Here is a 19,383-nt window from a genome sequence, read left to right as displayed (position 1 = left end):
TCTCCTGAGGCACCGCATCGCGGGCAAGCCCGGCTCCCACAGGACAGCTAGCATGTCCCGAATTACACGCCCCAACGCGGGATGTGATGACTGCCCATGGAAATGCACACGTTCTTGATCTCGGCAAACACTTCAAAGCTGTACTGGCCACCTTCGCGACCGGTACCTGAACCTTTCACCCCACCGAACGGCTGACGCAAATCGCGCACGTTCTGGCTGTTGATAAATACCATGCCGGCTTCAATACCGCGCGCCAGGCGATGGGCCTTGCCGATGTCCTGGGTCCAGATGTAGGAGGCCAGGCCGTACTCGGTGTCGTTGGCCAGTTGCAGGGCCTCGGCCTCGTCCTTGAAGGGAATGAGGCACACCACCGGGCCGAAGATTTCTTCCTGAGCGATGCGCATGTTGTTGTTCACGTCGGCAAATACCGTCGGCTGGATAAACTGGCCGCGGCTCAAGTGCGCCGGCAAGTTGGCTGGCCGTTCCAGGCCACCGGCGAGCAGGGTCGCACCTTCCTCGATACCAATCCTGATGTAGCCGGTGACCTTGTCGTAATGCGCCTGGGTGATCATCGAGCCGACCTGGGTCTTCGGGTCTTGCGGGTCCCCTACGATCAGGCGTTTCGCGCGGGCGGCGAATTCGGCGACAAACTGCGGGTAGACGCTTTCCTGGATAAAAATGCGGCTGCCGGCGGTGCAACGTTCGCCGTTCAGCGAAAAGATCGTGAACAGCGCCGCGTCGAGGGCCCGCTCCAGATCAGCGTCTTCAAAGATCAGCACCGGCGACTTGCCGCCCAGCTCCATGGAGTACTTTTTCAGGCCTGCGGTCTGCATGATTTTCTTGCCGGTGGCGGTGCCGCCGGTAAAGGAAATAGCGCGCACATCCGGGTGACGTACCAGGGCATCGCCCGCCGTGGCGCCATAACCCTGGATCACGTTGAGCACGCCGTTGGGAATCCCGGCTTCTAGCGCCAGGCGCCCCAGTTCATTGGCGGTCAGCGGCGACAGTTCCGACATCTTCAACACCGCCGTATTGCCCAGGGCAAGGCACGGCGCGGTCTTCCAGGTAGCGGTCATGAACGGCACGTTCCACGGCGACACCAACCCGCACACGCCCACCGGTTGGTACAGGGTGTAGTTGAGCATCTGGTCGTCCACCGGATAACTGTGGCCGTCCATACGTGTGCAGACTTCGGCGAAGAAGTCGAAGTTGTGCGAGGCGCGCGGAATCAATACGTTTTTGGTCTGGTGGATCGGCAGCCCGGTGTCGAGGGTTTCCAGTTCGGCCAGGTGCGGCACGTTCTGCTCGATCAGCTCACCGAGCTTGCGCATCAGGCGTGCACGTTCCTTGGCTGGGGTGTTGGCCCACTTGGGGAACGCTGCCTTGGCTGCCGCTACGGCTTGCGCGACTTCCTCCGGGCCGCCGCTGGCGACTTCACCAATCGCCTCGCCAGTGGCCGGGTTGTAATTGATGAAGGTGTCTTTGCTTTCGACTTCACGGCCGTTGATCCAGTGTTTGATCATGTCTCTCACGCCTCTTTACGGACGGAGAAGAATTCCGTCTCGCTGACAATTCGGTTGACCAGCCGGCCCACGCCTTCGACTTCCACCACCACTTCATCGCCGGGCACCACATCGGCCAGGCCCTCGGGCGTGCCGGTGGCGATCATGTCGCCGGGTTGCAGAGTCATGAAGCTGGACAGGTATTCGATGAGGTAGGGGATATCGAAAATCATGTCGCGGGTGCTGCCTTCCTGGCGCAGTTCACCGTTGATCCACGTGCGCAGCTTCAGGTTGCTCGGGTCGGGTACGTCTGCGACATCGACGATCCACGGGCCGACCGGGGTGGTGGCGTCGCGGTTTTTTACGCGCAGGTTGGGGCGGTAGTAGTTTTCCAGGTAGTCGCGGATCGCGTAGTCGTTGCACACCGTATAGCCGGCCAGGTAATCCAGGGCGCCGGCGCGCTTGACGTTGCGTGCGACCTTGCCGATCACTGCCACGAGCTCGCACTCGTAGTGCATGTAGGCGACGTTGTCCGGGCGCCAGGTGAGTTGGCGGTGGCCGGTGTAGGTGCCGACGGACTTGATAAAGGCCAGCGGTTCCGTGGGTGGGGTGAAGGCCAGCTCGGCGGCGTGGTCGGCGTAGTTCAAACCGAGGGCGAACATGGTGCCGGTGGCCGGTGGCAGCCATTCCACCTGATCCTCGGCGAGCAGGCGACCATCGCTCAGGCGCACGGCGTTATCGGCCTCGACCTGCACAGCGTGGACATTATCTTCAAAGCGGATGCGGGCGTGTTTCATGCTTGAGTCTCCGCTTGAATATGGCTAAAAAGGCGGCCCACGCCGCTGATCTCGACCTCAACCTTGTCGCCAGGCAGCACATCCACGCGGCCTTCAGGGGTGCCTGTGATCAGCACATCGCCGGGATGCAGGGTCATGAATTCGCTGATCTCGGCGATCAATTGCGGGATATCGCGGACCCAATTGGCGGTGGAGTTTTCCTGGCGCAGTTCGCCGTTGACCGACAGTTTGAGGCTCAGCTTGTTTGGGTTGGCAATCTGATCCCGCGGGACAAGGTGTGGCCCGAGGACGCAAAAGCCATCGCGGCATTTGGCTTTGACGGCGGGGCGGTAGTAGCTGTCTTCCGGCAGGCTGAACTCGTTGACCACCACGTAGCCCGCCACATGAGCCATGGCATTTTCCAGGCTGACGCGGCTCGCACGCTGGCCGATCACCACACCCAGGGCGGGGCCGGGTTGCAGGCGTTCACCCTGTGGATGCAGCACCACGGCGTTGTGCCCGTTGCGCGTATTCGGGGTTTTGATAAACAGCACGGGCTTGGTCGGCGGCTTCTGGTAGGGCGCCTGCTGGAAGGCGGCGAGATGCTGGTCCAGCAGGCCCCGGTAGTTCAGCGCAACGCCGAACAGGGTGCCGCTGGCAACATCATGCAGGGTACGGCTCATGCGTTTCTCCTGACGGTGGCGACTGCTGCATAGGCAGTTCGTTAAGTTGTTAACGTTATAATTAATATGTTAACTACCGTCAAGCGTGGCAAAATCCAACGGCACTCAAACAAGAACCAGGTGACAACGTGCAGCCGATTCCCAACATCAACATCGGGCAGGTCTACGACCAGCGTTACAGCGATGCCGAGGTGCATTACGACAAGCTCGGCAACCTGGCGGGTTTTTTCGGGCGCAACATGCCCGTGCATCGGCATGACCGTTTTTTCCAGGTGCATTACGTGAAGAGCGGTGCGGTGCGGGTGTATCTGGATGACCGCCAGTACGTGGAGTCCGGGCCGATGTTTTTCCTCACTCCGCCCACGGTGCCGCACGCTTTTGTTACCGAAGCGGATGCCGACGGACATGTGCTGACCGTGCGCCAGCAACTTGTGTGGGGAGTGATTGACGCCGACCCCAGCCTTGCCTCTGGCGCAGCCTGTGTGGCGCTGACGGCGGGTGACCACGGCCTGGATCAACTGTTTGAAGACTTGAACGATGAGATCAACGCTGAACGGGCAGGGCGCGCCGCTGCGCTGGAGAGCCTCACGCGGCTGATCATGATTCGCTTGCTGCGCCTGTGCGCGCACTCGTTACCCGCGCGCCCGACCCGCCATGAGGACCTGCGCATCTTCCATCGCTTCAACGAATTGATCGAGGCCCACTATCTGGAGCACTGGCCGCTGGTGCGGTATGCCGAGGGGATTGGCGTGACCGAGGCACGCCTGAATGAAGTCTGTCGACGCCTGGCTGATCTACCGTCCAAGCGCCTGATCCTGGAACGCGTGATGCAGGAAGCCAAGCGCCTACTGCTGTTTACCGGCAGCTCCGCGAACGAAATCTGCTACCAGTTGGGTTTCAAGGACCCGGCGTATTTCAGCCGGTTTTTCCTTCGTTATGCGCAGCTGACGCCGGGAGAGTATCGGCTGCGACAGTCGGGTTTGCGCTGACACTTCAGGCGCCTACCCTCGCGAATGCGCTCAATTTATTCATCAAACACCGATCATCCATTTGGCCAAACCATGTCGCCCACTGACGCCCAACTTCGCAGCAGCGCGCTTGAGGTAGGTTTCGATGGAGCTGTTCTTCACGCTGAGTTTTTCCGCCATCTGCGGCACGGTGCCGCCCGTCAGTAGACCGAGGCACACCTCCTGCTCGCGTGCCGAGAGGGTGATGTCGCCGAGGGACAGGCGCTTGTAGAACTCACGCTGCAATTGCGATTGTTCCAGCAACGTGTGGGCCGGTTCGACTTCGGCGTGCGGTGCCTGGCGCAGGCTCTGCGCATGGAACTCGATAAGTGGCAGCAGGGTGTCCGACAGGCACTTGAGAAACGACAACTCGGCCAGGGAGAACCCGCGCTGGTTGGGCGGGCGATAAAACGAAATCACACAGCGCCGTTTGCCCTGGCGCGACACCAGGTTGCACTGGTGCGAGGTGCCGCGTGGGTACGCGCTTTTGGCCTTGGCCTTTAGCTGGATCAGCAGCGGGTCCTGCATGCCGAGCATTTCCCGCAGCAACGGGTGGTCGTCCATGGAGTTCAGCGGCTGGGGCGGCGGCAGGTCCTGCGTCTGGCCAGCGCTGCCGAGCAACGTGATATCGAGCACGCGGTCGCGTAGCTCGTCGAGGGTCCATTCGCTGAGGTCCACCAGGTGGATCGGTACCCATTTGTCCACCAAGTGCAGCATGTGCGCGGCGAAGTCGGCGTGCCCACTGTTGGCAATCAACTCGCCCATTTCGGCATAGAAATTCGGGCTTTGGGTGTTCGCAATAGTGCGGGTCAAGCTCATTGCCATCTCATCCTTGATGTCGAAAACCGTCTGCAAATTCTCTGGCCTCTGCGGGGCGATCCGTGGCTCACACACCAGAGTTGGTACTCGAAATTGTAGTTAGCTAGGGGATTCGTCCTACGCATGTAGCAGAAACGATGGACACAAAGTGCCATAAAAACAACGTCATTAATTCGACGTTTCTGAGAGGCAATTCCGGATGCAAAAAACCAAAGGTTTTTTTGATTTTCGTTAACTTGTTGATAATTAAGCAATAATTACTATTTTTAGGCGACCATGAAATCCAATAGCGGCCAAACATAGCCAATGTCCTACAACTCTTTAATCGTTTCAGCGGATCGCCGTCAGCCAAGCGCTCAACGAGCTGCTGACAATGGCCTTATAACTCAAAATATTTTTGCTATGCGATTCAGCTATTGGATTGTTCATGAGGTAATGCATTTAATTTGGTGCCTAACTCATTGTTGTTTTGCATAAATCAGCGCTCTGGCGCGTTGCAATGAGTCATTGTTCCGCCTTAGAGATTAGCCATGAGCAACCCCGTTGCCCCCGAGCCGCTGGTCCGCCTGCTTGGCCTGTGCAAGCGCTTTGGCGCCCAATGGGCACTGGATCAGATCAACCTGGATATCTACCCGGGGGAGGGCGTGGCGCTGCTCGGCGCTGCGGGGGCGGGAAAATCTACCCTGGTCAACATCCTCAGCGGCATCCTGGCGCCGGATGCTGGCGAACTGTGGGTGGATGGGCAACGCCAACGCTTTACCTCGCCCTTGTCGGCACGCCGAGTCGGCATTGTGGCCGTGCACCAACAGCCCGACGACGCCATCGCCCCTGGCCTGAGCGTGGCTGAGAACCTGTTGCTCGATGAGTTGGGGCAGCCTGACGTGGATTTTCTGCTCAACCGCAAGAGCCTGTTACAACGCGCCGAAGCCATCGCTGCCGGCCTGGGCCTGGACCTGCCGCTGCAATACCCGGTCGAACGCCTCGGCCAGGCGGATCGCCAACTGCTGGTACTGGCCCGCGCTTTTGCCCTGCAACCCAGGCTCCTGATCCTCGACGAACCCACCGCGGCCTTGCCGGAACCCGACACCGAACGCCTGCTTGGCCTGATCGACAGCCAGCGCGCACAAGGCGTGGCCATCCTCTACATATCCCAGCGCCTGTCCGACCTGCAACGGGTCACCAACCGCGCGATCGTATTGCAGGAAGGGCGGCTGACCAGCGACCTCAACACCCGGCACTTGCCGAGTGCGGCTTACACCTTGTTTGGGGATGTGGCCGAGCATTCTGCGATAACCCCTGACAAAGCGTTGCCGGTGCCGTTTCTGGAACGGTTCACTCGGGCTGGGTTTATTCGCAATCGGGCCGAGGGGCGGGCCGTGCAGGCGCAGGTGAGGGGATTGCCAGTCCACAAGACTAGCTCGCTACTAAACGACGAAGCGGAGTCAAGTTAGGGTTGCATATCTGTTCGGGCGCGCGATATGAGTTGTGCCATTTGTCGGATTGTTTTATGCATGCTTGTAGGAATAATCCTCATCCTACAAAAAATATCTGAGTTGGCGCTTCCTGGTTTTACGCGTTTGTAGCGTCAAGTGTGGCGCTATTTGGTCTGGCGTTTTACATAGTGGGTCGGAGGGAAAGTGGCTTTCTGCGATCATTCGTTTATACGGGCCGAACAAGAATTATCTTTCTTATTGGGCAGTTTCTCGCGTATTCGGTTGTCGCCGTACTGTATTGCACTGTTTTCTATGTGCTCACACGCTATTCTTTTGGCGTTTTTAATTGCGCTGAATACTTGGTTGTGGTTACGCGGTTTTATATATGTTTTCTTATTTTTTCCATACCTTCGCTATTGCTGACGCTGGTGCCGCTGGGCTTCCAGAATGCGAGTACTGTCTTTTCCATGTTGTCGTTGGCGATGCTGGCGCTTGGGATTATGAGTTCTGGTTCTTCCAGTCCAGCCTTTGTCATTGTCAGTTTTTTAATCCGATGGGGTGGGCAAACAAGGTTATGTTAGTCGGGGTGGCGGAGTGTTGGTTGGTTGTTCTACTGGTTGTCGTGTTGTTGGTAGTTTCGTTCTTTTTGATGTTTCGCTTTTTACGTATTAACCCCGTATGGAGTCGTTATTGATGAAACGGCTTATCGTAAACGCTCTTGACGTCAGGTATGCCTCTCACATTTTGTTGCAGCATGCGACTCTGACAATTGAGGCGGGTTCAATTTCAGGGTTGTTAGGACCCAATGGCTCCGGAAAAACCACGTTTTTCGATGTGATTTGTGGCCTGAAGAAGATAGCGGGCGGTGAGATAAACAACTCTTTTTCCAAACTGCTTTATCTGTCGCAAATCATCAACACACCCCCTGTGTTTCGCATGTTCGACATCTTCAAAATGACCATGCTCTTTTGCTCTGAAACACAGGTCACTCAACAACACGCTTTGGAGAGGATCGGAAAGTGGAGCCCCGGCATTGCAGAAAGGTATTGCGACATTTGGAACAAAAAATCCTCCCTCTGTAGCTACGGAGAAAAGCGTTGGTTTTTCACTTTGTCATTGCTCTGCGCCAACGCGGACCTGGTGATACTGGACGAACCCACGGCGGGTGTAGACCCTGAGTTTCGTTATCACATTTGGCGATGCCTGGAGGGGGCGGCGGCGGAAGGTGTCGCGGTGTTGGTTTCATCGCACAACGTCGATGAGATCGTCACGCATTGCGATGACTTTTACATGCTTAGCCAGCGGCGATTCAACCGTTTCACTGACGCGCAAAGCTTCATGAGCACGTACGGTGGTAACAGCCTGGATGAGGCATTTACCCATGCCGCCAGCCTGCCAAAGGGATAGACCACGCCCAGTAACAGCAGCAGGATCACCGCGTTCAGTTATCCAGAATGCCGCCCTCAGGCCGATTTCGGGTAGATGATCAGTTCCAGGCAACCCTTGTAGTAGCGTTTGCCCCCAGGCGGCAGTTGCCCCGCTTCGCGCATTTCACTGGTGCTGTTGACCCGCATCAGCACGCCTACCGAGCCGTGCTGGCGCGCGTCCTTGAGCCAGGTTTGTACCTCCTCCAATTCGACTTTGCGATGTACCGACCCCGCGTATTGCAAGCCGTAGCGCAGTTCGCCTTCGGTGTCATACAGCGCCACTTCCGGGCGTTTCAGGCGCCAGGCCAGGGCGCTGGCATTGCTCAGTTCATTGCTCAACAGCGCGTTGGTCTGCTGCAGTTCTTCAAGGTGTTCGAGCACGAACTGGTCGGGCATTTCGTTATCTGCGATCCACGCCGGCATGCTCGCTGGCAGCAGGGTCACCAGCAGGCCGATGCCCAGCACCGGCATTGCCCACAACGTCAGCGGGCGAAACGCTTGCAACAAGTTGGCGAGGATCCACACCAGTAACACGATAAAAGCCAGGGACAGGCTGAACATCTCGGCGTGGCTGTTGCTGTACAGCGGCCGAGCGATCTGCAGATAGATCAAGCCGATCATGGCGACCATGCCGATCACGAAGTTGAGCAGGCCATTGAGGCAGATTGTGCGGGCGCGGCCGGTGCGGATCAGGTCGACCAGGGTATGCCCCATCAGCAATGCCAGGGGCAGCAGGCACGGCATGATATAAGTCGGCAGCTTGCCGTTGCTCAGGCTGAAGAAGCCCAGCGGCAGCAGCAACCACAGGGCCAGGAAGGTGATCGCCGGCTGGCGCTTTTCCTGCCAGGTCTTGCGCAGGGTGGCGGGCAGCAGACCTGCCCACGGCAGGCAAGACACCGCGATGATCGGCAGAAAGAACCACCACGGGCGCACGTGTTGCGCGTTGTCGGCGCTGAAGCGGCGGATGTGTTCATTCCAGAAAAAGAAGCGCCAGAAGTCGGGTTCCTGAAGGTGGATCGCCAGCGCCCACGGCAGGCACACCAACACCGCAACCGCCATGGCCAGCGGGCCATAGCGCAGCAACTCGCCCAGCCGGCGTTGCCAGAGCATGTAGGGCACGGCAATCAACACCGGCAGGGCCCAGGCCAGGAAGCCTTTGGTCAGGAAACCCAGGCCGCAGGCCAGGCCCAGCACGCCCCAGGCGCATAGGCGAGCACGCGTCGTGGCGCTTTCAAGTGCAAACCACAGGGCGACCAGGCTCAGGTTGACCCACAAGGTGAATTGCGGATCGAGGTTGGAGTAGCCCGCTTGCCCGGCCACCAGCCCGAAACTCAGGTAGAGCAGGGCGCAGGCGAAACTTTTGCGCGGATCATTCCACAGACGGCGGGCAATCAGGTAGGCAAGCAGCACGCTCAGGCCGCTGGTCACGGCTGAGGCGATGCGCACACCGAACAGGTTTTGGCCAAACACTGCCTGGCCCAGGGCGATCAACCAGTAGCCGCCGGCGGGTTTTTCGAAATAGCGGATACCCATGAAGTGCGGCGCCAACCAGTTGCCGCTTTGCAGCATCTCCTGGCTGATCTGGGCGTAACGGGTTTCGTCCGGGGTCCACAAGCCGTGCAGGCCCAGGGGCAACAGGTAAAACGCGACAAACGCCAGCAACACTACCGGCAGGGGTTTTAATCGATTCATGAAAACGTCGCTCCTTGACGTTTAGTGGCGGACGTTTGAAGTAATGAACTAATAACGGGAATAGTCACAGCATTCACTGAATTGCGGGAAATAGTCATGACGTCCTTAATTAAAAGGCGCAACTAAACATGCCAGAACAGGGCTGTCTTTTTGCTGAACAGGCCGAAGGGTGAGTTAATAGAGTTGTTTAAGAGCGGCGGGCCAGTCGGGATTGTTGACGATGCCCAAGGTCTTGAATTTGCCGTGGGGCAATACCTGTACGAACAGCGCACTGCCGTACTGGGGGAACGTGGCGTGGGGAAAGCCGAGGGTGGCTTCGAAGTCGGCAATGCAGCCGCTGTGGGTGACGAAAACCAAGTTGCGTCCCGGGGTTTTGTGGCTGAGCAGCTCTTCACCCATGGCCGCGCCGCAGACGGCTTGCTGGCCGGAGGTCACTTCGTTTTTGCCAAACATGAAGCGCAGCGTCTGAGCCGTGCGGATCGCGGGGCTGGCCAGTACGTCGCTGCCCTCCATGCCCAGTGTTTTAAAGGCGTTGCCCAGGGTTTCCGCCTGCTGGCTACCGTTGATCGTCAAGCCTTCCACGGGGCCCAGGCAAGGGTTGGCCGAGCGGTCGCAGCGCTCTTCGTGGCGCACCAGTACGATCAGGTCACCGTCGCGCCAGAGGGGCAGCACGTGGGAAGTCAGCAGGCGATCACTGACGCCCAGGTCGCGTGGCGAGGCGTGCCAGAGCAGGTTGCCGGCGACCAGCAGGCCGACCACGAATAGCCCCAACCATAGCGGTCGCAGGCGCTTGCTCAAGGCTCGGCGCGAGCGCGGTTTGGTCAGGGTAAGGTCAACCACTTCATTCACCATGGGCATTGTTGGCAGTGTCGTGTTAGTTGATCGCAACGTGTTGGCGGATGCCCGTAGTGGTGCCAGAGGCTGTCACAGGCGGGCTGTCTTTTCGCTGAACATGTTGTGGTTAAAAGTTGTCAGGCGTGGCAACTAACAAGTTGCCGACGAATGACCCATGGCCGGCAATTTAAAGTGCAGTGAGTGGGCAGCCGGTGAAATCAATGTGAAAAATTTGCGTGGTTGGGAGCAGCAGCCGTTATTCTCGATTGCCGCCCATCAAACGAGTGTTGCCATGTTGCAGGTGCAAGGAGTGTTTAAAAGCTATGCCACCCCCCAGGGTTCGTTAGCGGTGTTGGCCGGCGTCGATCTGCTCCTGGCCGAGCGCAGCAGCCTGGCGTTGATGGGCGAATCGGGCAGCGGCAAGAGCACCCTGTTACACCTGGTGGCCGGGCTGGATCGGGTGGATGGCGGCAGTATCCAGGTGGGTGAGCAGCACCTCGATCAGCTCAGCGAGGCGCAACTGGCGCATTGGCGGCGTACGCAAATCGGCCTGGTATTCCAGCAGTTCAACCTGATCGGCAGCTTGCGGGTCGAGGACAACCTGGCGTTCCAGGCGCGGCTGGCGGGGCGGTTTGACCCCCAGTGGCAGGCGCAACTGGTGGAACGCCTGGGCCTGGGTGATCTGCTCAAGCGCTACCCGGAACAACTCTCCGGTGGTCAGCAGCAACGGGTCGCGGTGGGGCGGGCTTTGGCGTCACGACCGGGCCTGTTGTTGGCCGATGAACCCACCGGCAACCTTGACGAAGCCACCAGCGATGAAGTCCTGCAACTGCTGCTCGATTTGCTGCGCGACAGCCCCACCAGCCTGTTGATGGTCACCCACAGCCCGCGCATTGCCGCACGGCTGGACCGGCAGGTGGTGCTGCACCGCGGCCGTGTCGTACCGGCAGGCGCTGCTTGAGATGGCGGTGTTTTATTGGACATTACGCGCGCTGCTCAGCCACTGGCGGCGGCATCCCGTGCAGTTCTTCAGCGTGCTCACCGGCCTGTGGCTGGCCACCGCGCTGTTGATTGGCGTGCAAGCGCTCAACAGCCAGGCGCGCGACAGCTACGCCCGCGCCAGCCAATTGATCGGGGGTGAGCCGCAGGCCAGCCTCAGTGCGCCGGACGAGGCCGCTTTCCCACAGGCGGTGTTTGCCCAACTGCGTCGTGCCGGTTGGCCGGTGTCGCCGGTGGTGCAGGGGCGCGTGCAGCTCAAGGGGCTGGAGGATGTTCGCTTGCAGTTGATGGGCATCGACCCGGTGTCGTTGCCCGGCAGTGGCGCGGTGGCGGGTCAGCGCTTGAGCCAGGCGCAGATGCTGGCGTTTTTCGAACCGCCGGGGCGCACGTGGATCGCGCCGCAGACCTTGCAGGTCCTGGGGCTGCACGAAGGCCAGCAGCCGACTACCCTGAGCGGCCATACACTGCCGCCGCTGCAAGCCCAACCGGATATGGCGCCCGGCGTGTTGCTCACCGATATTGGTTTTGCCCAACCTGTGCTGGAGCTGCCCGAGCGCCTGTCGCGCCTGCTGGTGGACAAGGCTTTTGCCGCCGGCCACCCCACGCCGCCCGCCGGATTGCAACTCAAGCAGGGCGAGGACAACAACCTCACGCGCCTCACCGATAGCTTTCACCTGAACCTCGATGCGCTGGGCTTCCTGTCGTTTGTGGTGGGGCTGTTTATTGTGCACGCCGCCATCGGCCTGGCCCTGGAGCAGCGGCGCGGGCTGTTGCGCACCTTGCGTGCCTGCGGGGTCAGCGTGCGGATGTTGATCGTCAGCCTGAGTGTCGAACTGGGCGTGTTGTCATTGTTGGGTGGCGTGCTTGGCGTGGCGAGCGGCTACCTGTTGGCCAGTCTGTTGCTGCCGGATGTGGCGGCCAGCCTGCGTGGCTTGTATGGCGCCGAGGTGGCGGGGCAGTTAAGCCTGAGCCCGTGGTGGTGGGGCGCGGGATTGGGCTTGAGCTTGTTCGGCGCGTTGCTCGCTGGCGCCAGCAGCTTATGGCGGGCGGCGCGCTTGCCCTTGCTGGCGCTGGCCAACGCCCAGGCCTGGCATGAGGCGCATGGACGCTGGTTGCGCCGTCAAGGTTGGGTGGCCAGTGCTGCGCTGCTGATCGCGGTGCTGGCGCTGTGGTTGGGCAATAGCCTGGCCGCCGGCTTTGTGCTGATGGCCGCCTTGTTGCTTGGCGCTGCCCTCGGTTTGCCGGTGGTGCTCAATGGCCTGCTCAAAGCCGTGTTGGGGCGCAGCCGTTCGGTGCTCGGCCAATGGTTTCTGGCGGACTGCCGCCAGCAGTTGCCGGCGTTGAGCCTTGCGCTGATGGCTTTGCTATTGGCCCTGGCCGCGAATATTGGCGCGGGTTCCATGACCTCGGGTTTTCGTCACACATTCAATAACTGGCTGGAGCAGCGTCTCACCGCCGAGCTGTACCTCAACCCGCAAAACCCGGCGCAGGCGCAGCAGCTCAGTCATTGGCTGGCGCAACAACCGTTGGTAAAAACGGTGCTGCCCACCTGGCAGGTCGCGGTGCAATTGCAGGGCTGGCCAGCGGACCTGTTTGGCGTGGTCGACGACCCGACCTATCGCCAGCACTGGCCGTTGCTTGAGGCGACGAATGAACCGTGGGACCAGTTGCAGCAAGGCGACACCTTGATGCTCAGCGAGCAACTCGCGCGCAGGCTCGGTGTGCAGCTCGGTGATAGCGTGAGCATCCCCACGCCACACGGCGTGTGGGCGCCCAAACTGGTGGGGATCTACGCCGATTACGGCAACCCCAAGGGCCACGTGCTGGTCAATGCCCAGCACCTGTTGGCCCACTGGCCGACGCTGTCACCGGCGCGTTTCAACCTGCGGGTTTCACCGTCGGACGTGGCGCCGCTGGTGCGTGAGGTGCAACGCGCCTTTGCCCTGGAAGACAGTCGCATCGTCGACCAACAGCAACTCAAGGGCTGGTCGAGCCAAGTGTTCGAACGTACGTTCGCCGCCACTGCCGCGTTGAACAGCCTGACGTTGGGTGTGGCCGGTGTCGCGCTGTTTATCAGCCTGTTGACCCAGAGCCAGAGCCGCCTTGGCCAACTTGCACCGCTGTGGGCATTGGGTGTCACGCGCCGGCAATTGATGCTGCTCAACTTGGGCCAGACTTGGCTGTTGGCGGTACTCACGCTGGTGCTGGCGTTGCCGCTTGGCCTGCTGTTGGCCTGGTGCCTGGACGCCGTGATCAATGTGCAGGCCTTTGGTTGGCGCCTGCCGTTGCAGGTGTTCCCGTGGCAGCTCGCTCAATTGCTCGGGTTGGCGATGCTCGCGACCTTGCTGGCCTCGGCCTGGCCGTTGTGGCAGTTATACCGCAGCCGTCCTGCGGATTTGTTGAGGACGTTTGCCAATGAAGATTAAGTGCCTGTTGTGGGCGTTTTTATTGTTACTGGGCGCTTGCGACAAAGTCCCAGAGCCGCAAGAGAGCTTTGCCGGGTTGGGCAGTGACGCGGCGGATTTTGCCCAGGTGGTGCCCGGCAAGGTCTTCAGCTTTCCCGAGGACCACGGCCCGCACGCAGGCTTTCGCATTGAGTGGTGGTACGTCACCGCCAACCTCAAGGATGAACAAGGCAATCTATTCGGCGTGCAATGGACGTTGTTTCGCAATGCCCTCAAGGCAGGGCCGACGCAAGCGGGCTGGCACGACTCGACCATTTGGCTTGGGCACGCCGCTGTCACTTCCGCCACCCACCACTATGCTGCGGAGCGCTACGCCCGAGGTGGGGTCGGCCAGGCCGGCGTCCAGGCGGTGCCGTTCTGCGCCTGGATTGACGACTGGAGTTTCGCCACCCGCCCCGGTGCCGCGAGCGCGTTGGCGGACATGCAGCTCAAGGCCAACGGCGCGCAATTCGCCTATGACTTGCACCTCACTTCCAGCCGCCCGTTGGTGCTGCAGGGCGAGGGCGGCTACAGCCGCAAATCCGACCAGGGCCAGGCGTCGTACTACTACAGCCAGCCGTTTTTCAGCGCCAAGGGCAGCGTCAGCATCGACGGCAAGGCGTACCAAGTCACTGGCCCGGCTTGGCTCGACCGCGAGTGGAGCAGCCAACCGCTGACCGCCAACCAGACCGGCTGGGACTGGTTCTCCCTGCACCTGGACCGGGGCGAGCAGTTGATGCTGTTCCGCGTGCGACAAACCGATGGCGCGTCGTATATGACCGGCACTTGGATTGATCACGAGGGGCGTACGCAAACCCTGCACAACGCGGATATCGAGCTGAAACCGCTGGAAACCACCGACATTGACGGCCGCAAGATTCCCACACGCTGGTCGCTGAAAATTCCTGGAAAACAGCTGGATATCACCCCCCAGGCCGTCAACCCAAACGCCTGGATGAACCTGAGTATTCCGTACTGGGAAGGGCCGGTACAGTTTGACGGTGGGGTGGGGTATCTGGAGATGACGGGGTATTAGGCGAAAAGATCCCTGCAAAAATACTGGACATGCATACAGTTGTTGGCTAGATTCCATCCCAGGTGACCGGATGTCACCTGAGCTTCACTTTTTAACTATGGATGGATAAAAAATGAAATCGAAAAAAGCCTTTATGTTGGGCGCGGCCATGGCGGCCTCCTGCTTCGTTTCGGCCTTTGCCCTGGCCGAGCAATACCCTCACCTCGCTGCGCAAGCCGTTAAACCTGACATCAAGCAAAGCCTGAAAGCCGCTGGCAAAGTCCCGGCCACCAAGGCTTCGGCGGCGCTGAAAAAGCAACTGAACGCAGGCGCCCAACTGAAAAAGCCGGTGTTCGCCGCGAAGGCCAAGGCCGACTCGGTGGTGGAAGACCACAGCGCACCTGCCCCGGTAACCCAGGTCAAGAAAACCGGCGCTCAGCCAGCCACCGCCGTGCAAGCGGCGCTGGTCCAAGGCTGTGAAACCACGCTGGACGTGAATGAGTTGTACACGGTCAATGGTGTGCAAACCGGTGACCTGCTGTGCTACCACTTCAACCTGCCGCAGACGGCCCGGATCAATGCGCTGCTGGTCGGCCAGACAGCCGGTACCGACATGTCCTTGACCCTGTTCCAGGACGATGGCCAAGGCAATCCGATCCCGCTGGGCACTTCCAATAACCCCGGTACCGGTGACGAAAGCCTCAGCGGCGTATTGCCGGCGGGTGACTACTACTGGTTCATGGAAGCCAATGCGGCTGTCTCGGGTTCGAGCTTCCAGTTCGGTGTGGCGGTCAATGCCAATATCGATGCCTTCGAACCGAATGACACGCCGGACACGGCCTTTCAACTGCCGGACACCCTGAACTACATCAGCGGCAACGCCGACAGCCTCGATGATGTCGATTACTTCGACTTCACCGCCGTGCGTGGCCAGAGCGTGGGCATTGCCCTGTCGGCCGATGCCGCCAGCGGCAGCACCCGTGGCAAATGGATCCTTGAGCGCTTCGATGGCAGCCAGTGGGTCACCGTAGGTGCCAATATCGTCTCGACGTCGATCCCGAGTCCGGGTGTGGGCGGTGTGGTCAAGGTGCGGGTGCGCCCGAACCAGCACCCGAACGAGCCGTGGAGCGCGACGGGTAAATACACCCTGTCCTTTGGTTCCAACCCACGTGTCGACAACCCGGATATGAAAGGCGAGGCCAACGTGTTGCGCATCCCGTATTCCGCGTCTGATGTGGGCTACGGCTACATGACCACCCAGGCTTATCGAAACCTGACCTGGAAAATGAACCTGTCCGACAGCACCGGCGCGCCACTGGTGGGGCTGCACCCGATTGTTTATCTCGACCAGCACATCAACCCGGACACCGGCAATATCGTCTACAAGGCGTATTCGGCGGCGACCGACAGCTCCGGCCAAGCCGGTGGCACGATCAACGTGGGCACGTGCGCCGGTGACTTCCAGACCACCTTTGTCGATTACTCCCAGGGCTACAACAACACCTGGCGTACCGACTTCAACTACGGCGTGTGGCGTATGGAGGTGCTGGAATACCCAGGCATTGGCGTCGGCGGTGAAAACACCGAGTTCGTCAGCTTTGGTCACCTGTGCAAGCAAACCTTGCTCAGCAGCACCAAGAGCTAAACGCGTGTAGCCGCAAGCAATGAGGGCATACAGGCCGAGCGCCTGTGTGCCCTTTTTGCGTCAGGGCGCCAACGCCAGCGCCAATGGCACGCGCGCCATGCTCGTGCTTTTCAACGAACCCAGGTACAACCAGTTGCCATACTCCCGGGCCGTGGTGATGGGCGAGTAATTGCCAGCACTGCCATCCTGCAGATTGGCGATGACGTTACCCTCAGTATCCAACCCCAGCACAAAAGCTTTGCGCTCGATGGGTTTGGGCACCACCAGCAGCGCCCTTACCATGACCTTGCGCAGCAGGGGGTAGCCGGCAAAGCTGTCCAACAGTGGATTGCGCGGCGAGTACAGCGCCACCCAGAAACGGTCCCTGCCGTTGAAGCTGAGGTTGTCCGGCAGGCCGGGCAGGTTGTCGATGAACAAATCATGGGTGCCGGCTCGTTCGCCTTTGAGCCAATAACGGCTGATGCGATAGGCGCCGGTCTCATTCACCAGCACATAGCTTTCATTCGGACCCAACGCCACGCCGTTGGCGAATTGCAGCTGGTCCAGTAGCACATCGGTGTTGCCGTTGCTGAAGTCATAGCGCAGCAGCCGACCATCACCGCCATGCTCGATCACCGCTTCACCGTCCTGTCCGTAACCCCAACGACTCGATGCATCGCTGAAGTAGGCATAACGTCCGCTGGCGTCCACGATAACGTCATCGGTGAAGCCAAACGGCAGGTCATTGGCGCCGGTGCTGAGGGTGGTGAGTTGGCGTTGGGCATCCAGTGCAAGCAGCCCCTTGATCCCATCGGCAATGATCAGGCGACCATCCGGGTGTAGCGCCATGCCCAGGGGGCGCCCGCCGGTATTGGCCAGCACTTCCAGGCTGCGGCTGTCGGGCGAGGTGCGGATGATGCGTCCGTCATGCAGGCCACTGATCAAAAATCCCTGGGCATCCAGCAGCAAGGCCTCGGGCCCGGTGATGTCCTGGGCGCCGATTTTCTGCACACCCTTGAGGCGCTGGTTCTCGGCGTAGGGGCCGTCTTTCATCGAGGGCGCCTTGGGCGGCGTCCAATTCACCGGTTGCACCCTGGTCGGCATCAACAGCAAAAAGGCGATCACTGCCAGAAACAGCACAAACAGCAGATGGCGCAGTTTTCTTGGGCGGGTACTCATGTGGATTCCTGGTTGTTGTGGGGAGTCGGTTCCCAGTGCAGGGTGCCGAACAGGTAGTCCATCAGGGGAAGCACGATATTGAAATTACGCCCCTGCATCAGCTCACGGCGGTGATGCAGGGCGTGCAGCCGGTGCATCTGGCGGATCCACGGCAGGCGCGCCACCGGGTGGTTGGCGGGCAAGTGCTCGCAGGCGTGAAACACTTCGTAAAGTAAATACCCAAGGATCATGCACCCGGCGAACAGCCCGGCGACGTTGGGGCTCAGTTGCTGAAGCAGCCACCAGGCGGGCAAGGTGATTGCCAGGCTGTGCAACACGATCAGCCAGGCCGGGAACAGGATGACGCGCCAGTCCCTGGGGCTGTCGAACGTCATGTGGCCGGGGGTGAAGAAGCTGTGGTGATCACCGGTGTGGCGCGCGTAGAACAAACGAGTCAAGGCATGTTTATGGTGGCCGAGGTGGCGGTGCACCAGGTAGATGCAGAGGTTGAAGAACACCAGCGTCACGGGCACGGTCAGCCATTGCAATGCGGATAGATGGGCGGTGGATGACCACGCCAGGCCGATGCAGGCAACGCCGTAGCCGAACACGAAACTGGCATGAAGCCAGGGGTTGTAGTGGCGCGCGACGTTGGCGCGGTAGCGGGCGCGAAAGGTCTCGGTGGGGTGGGCCATGGCGGGCAGCTCGGTGTTTTTATTGTTAGAACGTGAGCTTAGTTGGTGGCGGGGAATGTGCGAGTTTTCGAAGGCAAGGCCAATCAAATGTGGGAGCTGGCTTGCCTGCGATGCAGACGCCTCGGTCCTTCAGCCAGACCAAGGTGATCCCATCGCAGGCAAGCCAGTTCCCACACTTATCCGAGTTCGCTCTTGAGTGTTATCCCACCCCGACCGACCAGTGGGGGCTTGCACACGCCTAATTTCCTTGCTAGTTTCTCGCAAAATGTTAACGATAACATTTGCTCTAAAAATAAAAACAAAACAGAGACCCACGCCATGAAAATGCTTCCGAAAACCCTGTGTTTATTGGCTGTAAGCATCACCCTCGGCACCGCTTCCCCTGCGTTTGCCGACACTGCCAAGCCGATCCGCATCGGCGCGTCCTTCCAGGAAATCAACAACCCCTATTTCGTCACCATGAAAAACGCCCTGGAAGAAGCCGGGGGAACCATCGGCGCGAAATTGATCATCACCGACGCCCGCCATGACGTGTCCAAGCAGGTCAGTGACGTCGAAGACATGCTGCAAAAAGGCATCGATATCCTGCTGATCAACCCCACCGATTCGGTGGGCGTGCAGTCGGCCGTCAAATCTGCCCACGCCGCCGGTGTGGTGGTTGTCGCGGTAGACGCCCAGGCGGATGGCCCGCTCGACTCTTTCGTCGGTTCGAAAAACTTCGACGCCGGCTTCCAGGCCTGTGAATACCTGGCCAAGAACATTGGCAACAAAGGCAATATCGCCATTCTAGATGGCATCGCCGTGGTGCCGATCCTGGAGCGTGTGCGCGGTTGCAAAGAGGCGGTGGCCAAGCACCCGGACATCAAGATTGTCAGCATCCAGAACGGCAAGCAGGAGCGTGACCAGGCACTGACCGTCACCGAGAACATGCTGCAGGCCCAGCCCACCCTCAAGGGTATTTTCAGCGTGAATGACAACGGCTCCCTCGGCGCTCTGTCGGCCATCGAAGCCAGCGGCCTGGACGTGAAGCTGGTCAGCGTCGACGGCGCGCCGGAGGCGATCAAGGCGATCCAGAAACCCGGCAGCAAATTCATCGCAACCTCGGCCCAATACCCCCGCGACCAGATCCGCCTCGCCCTGGGCATTGCCCTGGCGAAGAAGTGGGGCTCGCAAGTGCCGGCCACCATTCCAGTCGACATCACCCTGATCGACCAGGCCAAAGCCAAGGATTTCAGCTGGTAAATCGCCCAGGCCCCACGCCAGCCGTGGGGCTTA

Annotated in this window: 17 protein-coding genes; 9 read left to right on the top strand and 8 right to left on the bottom strand. The window is 60.0% G+C overall.

Annotated elements, in window-relative coordinates:
* Positions 1–62: 62 nt before the first annotated feature.
* From hpaE to HU722_RS18750, 3 genes are read right to left on the bottom strand one after another with little or no spacing between them, the layout of a single operon-like run.
* On the bottom strand, positions 63–1,523 hold the full coding sequence (hpaE, locus tag HU722_RS18760) for a 5-carboxymethyl-2-hydroxymuconate semialdehyde dehydrogenase (RefSeq protein ID WP_065875964.1): 1,461 nt from the start codon (positions 1,521–1,523) through the stop codon (positions 63–65).
* Between the two features lie 5 nt (positions 1,524–1,528).
* Positions 1,529–2,299, bottom strand: a complete 771-nt coding sequence (locus HU722_RS18755; RefSeq protein ID WP_065875965.1) for a fumarylacetoacetate hydrolase family protein — start codon at positions 2,297–2,299, stop codon at positions 1,529–1,531.
* Positions 2,296–2,961 (bottom strand): fumarylacetoacetate hydrolase family protein, encoded by a 666-nt coding sequence (locus HU722_RS18750; protein WP_065875966.1) that lies wholly within the window; start codon positions 2,959–2,961, stop codon positions 2,296–2,298. The genes HU722_RS18755 and HU722_RS18750 overlap by 4 nt, the downstream gene beginning before the upstream one ends.
* A gap of 128 nt (positions 2,962–3,089) precedes the next feature.
* Here HU722_RS18750 and hpaA point away from each other — a divergent pair, with 128 nt between their 5' ends.
* Positions 3,090–3,950 (top strand): 4-hydroxyphenylacetate catabolism regulatory protein HpaA, encoded by an 861-nt coding sequence (gene hpaA, locus HU722_RS18745; RefSeq protein ID WP_065875967.1) that lies wholly within the window; start codon positions 3,090–3,092, stop codon positions 3,948–3,950.
* 42 nt (positions 3,951–3,992) lie between these two features.
* Here the strand turns inward: hpaA and HU722_RS18740 are convergent, their stop codons facing one another.
* Complete coding sequence (locus HU722_RS18740; protein ID WP_065875968.1) at positions 3,993–4,787, bottom strand: helix-turn-helix transcriptional regulator; 795 nt, start codon at positions 4,785–4,787, stop codon at positions 3,993–3,995.
* Between the two features lie 530 nt (positions 4,788–5,317).
* Between HU722_RS18740 and HU722_RS18735 the strand changes: the two genes are divergently transcribed.
* The 3 genes from HU722_RS18735 to HU722_RS18725 all read left to right on the top strand — a co-directional run bounded on the left by HU722_RS18735 (position 5,318) and on the right by HU722_RS18725 (position 7,627).
* Positions 5,318–6,238, top strand: a complete 921-nt coding sequence (locus HU722_RS18735) for an ATP-binding cassette domain-containing protein (RefSeq protein WP_065875969.1) — start codon at positions 5,318–5,320, stop codon at positions 6,236–6,238.
* Between the two features lie 367 nt (positions 6,239–6,605).
* Positions 6,606–6,914, top strand: a complete 309-nt coding sequence (locus HU722_RS18730) for a hypothetical protein (RefSeq protein ID WP_065890702.1) — start codon at positions 6,606–6,608, stop codon at positions 6,912–6,914.
* Positions 6,914–7,627 carry an AAA family ATPase gene (locus tag HU722_RS18725; protein ID WP_065890703.1) on the top strand — a complete coding sequence of 238 codons (714 nt, stop codon included), beginning with the start codon at positions 6,914–6,916 and terminating at the stop codon, positions 7,625–7,627. The genes HU722_RS18730 and HU722_RS18725 overlap by 1 nt, the downstream gene beginning before the upstream one ends.
* A gap of 56 nt (positions 7,628–7,683) precedes the next feature.
* On the opposite strand, the gene arnT is transcribed toward HU722_RS18725, so the two are convergent.
* Positions 7,684–9,339: a lipid IV(A) 4-amino-4-deoxy-L-arabinosyltransferase gene (gene arnT, locus HU722_RS18720; RefSeq protein ID WP_065890704.1), complete on the bottom strand. Its 1,656-nt coding sequence runs from the start codon at positions 9,337–9,339 to the stop codon at positions 7,684–7,686.
* 174 nt (positions 9,340–9,513) lie between these two features.
* Positions 9,514–10,191 (bottom strand): lipopolysaccharide core heptose(II)-phosphate phosphatase PmrG, encoded by a 678-nt coding sequence (pmrG, locus tag HU722_RS18715; protein WP_065876019.1) that lies wholly within the window; start codon positions 10,189–10,191, stop codon positions 9,514–9,516.
* Positions 10,192–10,465: 274 nt separating this feature from the next.
* On the opposite strand from pmrG, the gene HU722_RS18710 reads away from it, so the two are divergent.
* From HU722_RS18710 to HU722_RS18695, 4 genes are all read left to right on the top strand, one after another.
* Positions 10,466–11,134, top strand: coding sequence for an ABC transporter ATP-binding protein (locus tag HU722_RS18710; protein WP_065890829.1), 669 nt, complete (start codon positions 10,466–10,468; stop codon positions 11,132–11,134).
* A 1-nt stretch (position 11,135) separates the two neighbouring features.
* The gene (locus tag HU722_RS18705) at positions 11,136–13,598 is read left to right on the top strand and encodes an ABC transporter permease (protein WP_186754929.1); all 2,463 of its coding nucleotides are present in this window, start codon (positions 11,136–11,138) and stop codon (positions 13,596–13,598) included.
* Positions 13,588–14,652: a lipocalin-like domain-containing protein gene (locus HU722_RS18700; RefSeq protein WP_065945918.1), complete on the top strand. Its 1,065-nt coding sequence runs from the start codon at positions 13,588–13,590 to the stop codon at positions 14,650–14,652. The genes HU722_RS18705 and HU722_RS18700 overlap by 11 nt, the downstream gene beginning before the upstream one ends.
* A 112-nt stretch (positions 14,653–14,764) precedes the next feature.
* The gene (locus tag HU722_RS18695) at positions 14,765–16,276 is read left to right on the top strand and encodes a hypothetical protein (RefSeq protein WP_065890707.1); all 1,512 of its coding nucleotides are present in this window, start codon (positions 14,765–14,767) and stop codon (positions 16,274–16,276) included.
* Positions 16,277–16,336: 60 nt separating this feature from the next.
* On the opposite strand, the gene HU722_RS18690 is transcribed toward HU722_RS18695, so the two are convergent.
* Positions 16,337–17,434, bottom strand: a complete 1,098-nt coding sequence (locus HU722_RS18690; protein ID WP_065890708.1) for an SMP-30/gluconolactonase/LRE family protein — start codon at positions 17,432–17,434, stop codon at positions 16,337–16,339.
* A complete protein-coding gene (locus HU722_RS18685) occupies positions 17,431–18,108 on the bottom strand; it encodes a sterol desaturase family protein (RefSeq protein ID WP_065875975.1) in 678 nt (225 codons plus the stop codon). The genes HU722_RS18690 and HU722_RS18685 overlap by 4 nt, the downstream gene beginning before the upstream one ends.
* Before the next feature lie 318 nt (positions 18,109–18,426).
* Between HU722_RS18685 and HU722_RS18680 the strand changes: the two genes are divergently transcribed.
* The gene (locus HU722_RS18680; protein ID WP_065890709.1) at positions 18,427–19,350 is read left to right on the top strand and encodes a substrate-binding domain-containing protein; all 924 of its coding nucleotides are present in this window, start codon (positions 18,427–18,429) and stop codon (positions 19,348–19,350) included.
* The last annotated feature ends 33 nt before the right edge of the window (positions 19,351–19,383 follow it).

Origin of the sequence: Pseudomonas tritici, assembly GCF_014268275.3 — a bacterium.
In the GTDB taxonomy this organism is placed as follows: domain Bacteria; phylum Pseudomonadota; class Gammaproteobacteria; order Pseudomonadales; family Pseudomonadaceae; genus Aquipseudomonas; species Aquipseudomonas tritici.
This window is presented reverse-complemented; position numbering and strand designations above follow the sequence as displayed.

Excerpts from the sequence above, each read along its gene's own strand:
- HU722_RS18755 (WP_065875965.1), bottom strand. The coding sequence starts at position 2,299 with ATGAAACACGCCCGCATCCGCTTTGAAGATAATGTCCACGCTGTGCAG.
- HU722_RS18750 (WP_065875966.1), bottom strand. The coding sequence starts at position 2,961 with ATGAGCCGTACCCTGCATGATGTTGCCAGCGGCACCCTGTTCGGCGTT.
- HU722_RS18705 (WP_186754929.1), top strand. The coding sequence starts at position 11,136 with ATGGCGGTGTTTTATTGGACATTACGCGCGCTGCTCAGCCACTGGCGG.
- HU722_RS18740 (WP_065875968.1), bottom strand. The coding sequence starts at position 4,787 with ATGAGCTTGACCCGCACTATTGCGAACACCCAAAGCCCGAATTTCTAT.
- HU722_RS18735 (WP_065875969.1), top strand. The coding sequence starts at position 5,318 with ATGAGCAACCCCGTTGCCCCCGAGCCGCTGGTCCGCCTGCTTGGCCTG.
- hpaE (WP_065875964.1), bottom strand. The coding sequence starts at position 1,523 with ATGATCAAACACTGGATCAACGGCCGTGAAGTCGAAAGCAAAGACACC.
- HU722_RS18710 (WP_065890829.1), top strand. The coding sequence starts at position 10,466 with ATGTTGCAGGTGCAAGGAGTGTTTAAAAGCTATGCCACCCCCCAGGGT.
- pmrG (WP_065876019.1), bottom strand. The coding sequence starts at position 10,191 with ATGGTGAATGAAGTGGTTGACCTTACCCTGACCAAACCGCGCTCGCGC.
- HU722_RS18685 (WP_065875975.1), bottom strand. The coding sequence starts at position 18,108 with ATGGCCCACCCCACCGAGACCTTTCGCGCCCGCTACCGCGCCAACGTC.
- HU722_RS18730 (WP_065890702.1), top strand. The coding sequence starts at position 6,606 with ATGTTTTCTTATTTTTTCCATACCTTCGCTATTGCTGACGCTGGTGCC.
- HU722_RS18680 (WP_065890709.1), top strand. The coding sequence starts at position 18,427 with ATGAAAATGCTTCCGAAAACCCTGTGTTTATTGGCTGTAAGCATCACC.
- arnT (WP_065890704.1), bottom strand. The coding sequence starts at position 9,339 with ATGAATCGATTAAAACCCCTGCCGGTAGTGTTGCTGGCGTTTGTCGCG.
- HU722_RS18725 (WP_065890703.1), top strand. The coding sequence starts at position 6,914 with ATGAAACGGCTTATCGTAAACGCTCTTGACGTCAGGTATGCCTCTCAC.
- HU722_RS18695 (WP_065890707.1), top strand. The coding sequence starts at position 14,765 with ATGAAATCGAAAAAAGCCTTTATGTTGGGCGCGGCCATGGCGGCCTCC.
- HU722_RS18700 (WP_065945918.1), top strand. The coding sequence starts at position 13,588 with ATGAAGATTAAGTGCCTGTTGTGGGCGTTTTTATTGTTACTGGGCGCT.
- HU722_RS18690 (WP_065890708.1), bottom strand. The coding sequence starts at position 17,434 with ATGAGTACCCGCCCAAGAAAACTGCGCCATCTGCTGTTTGTGCTGTTT.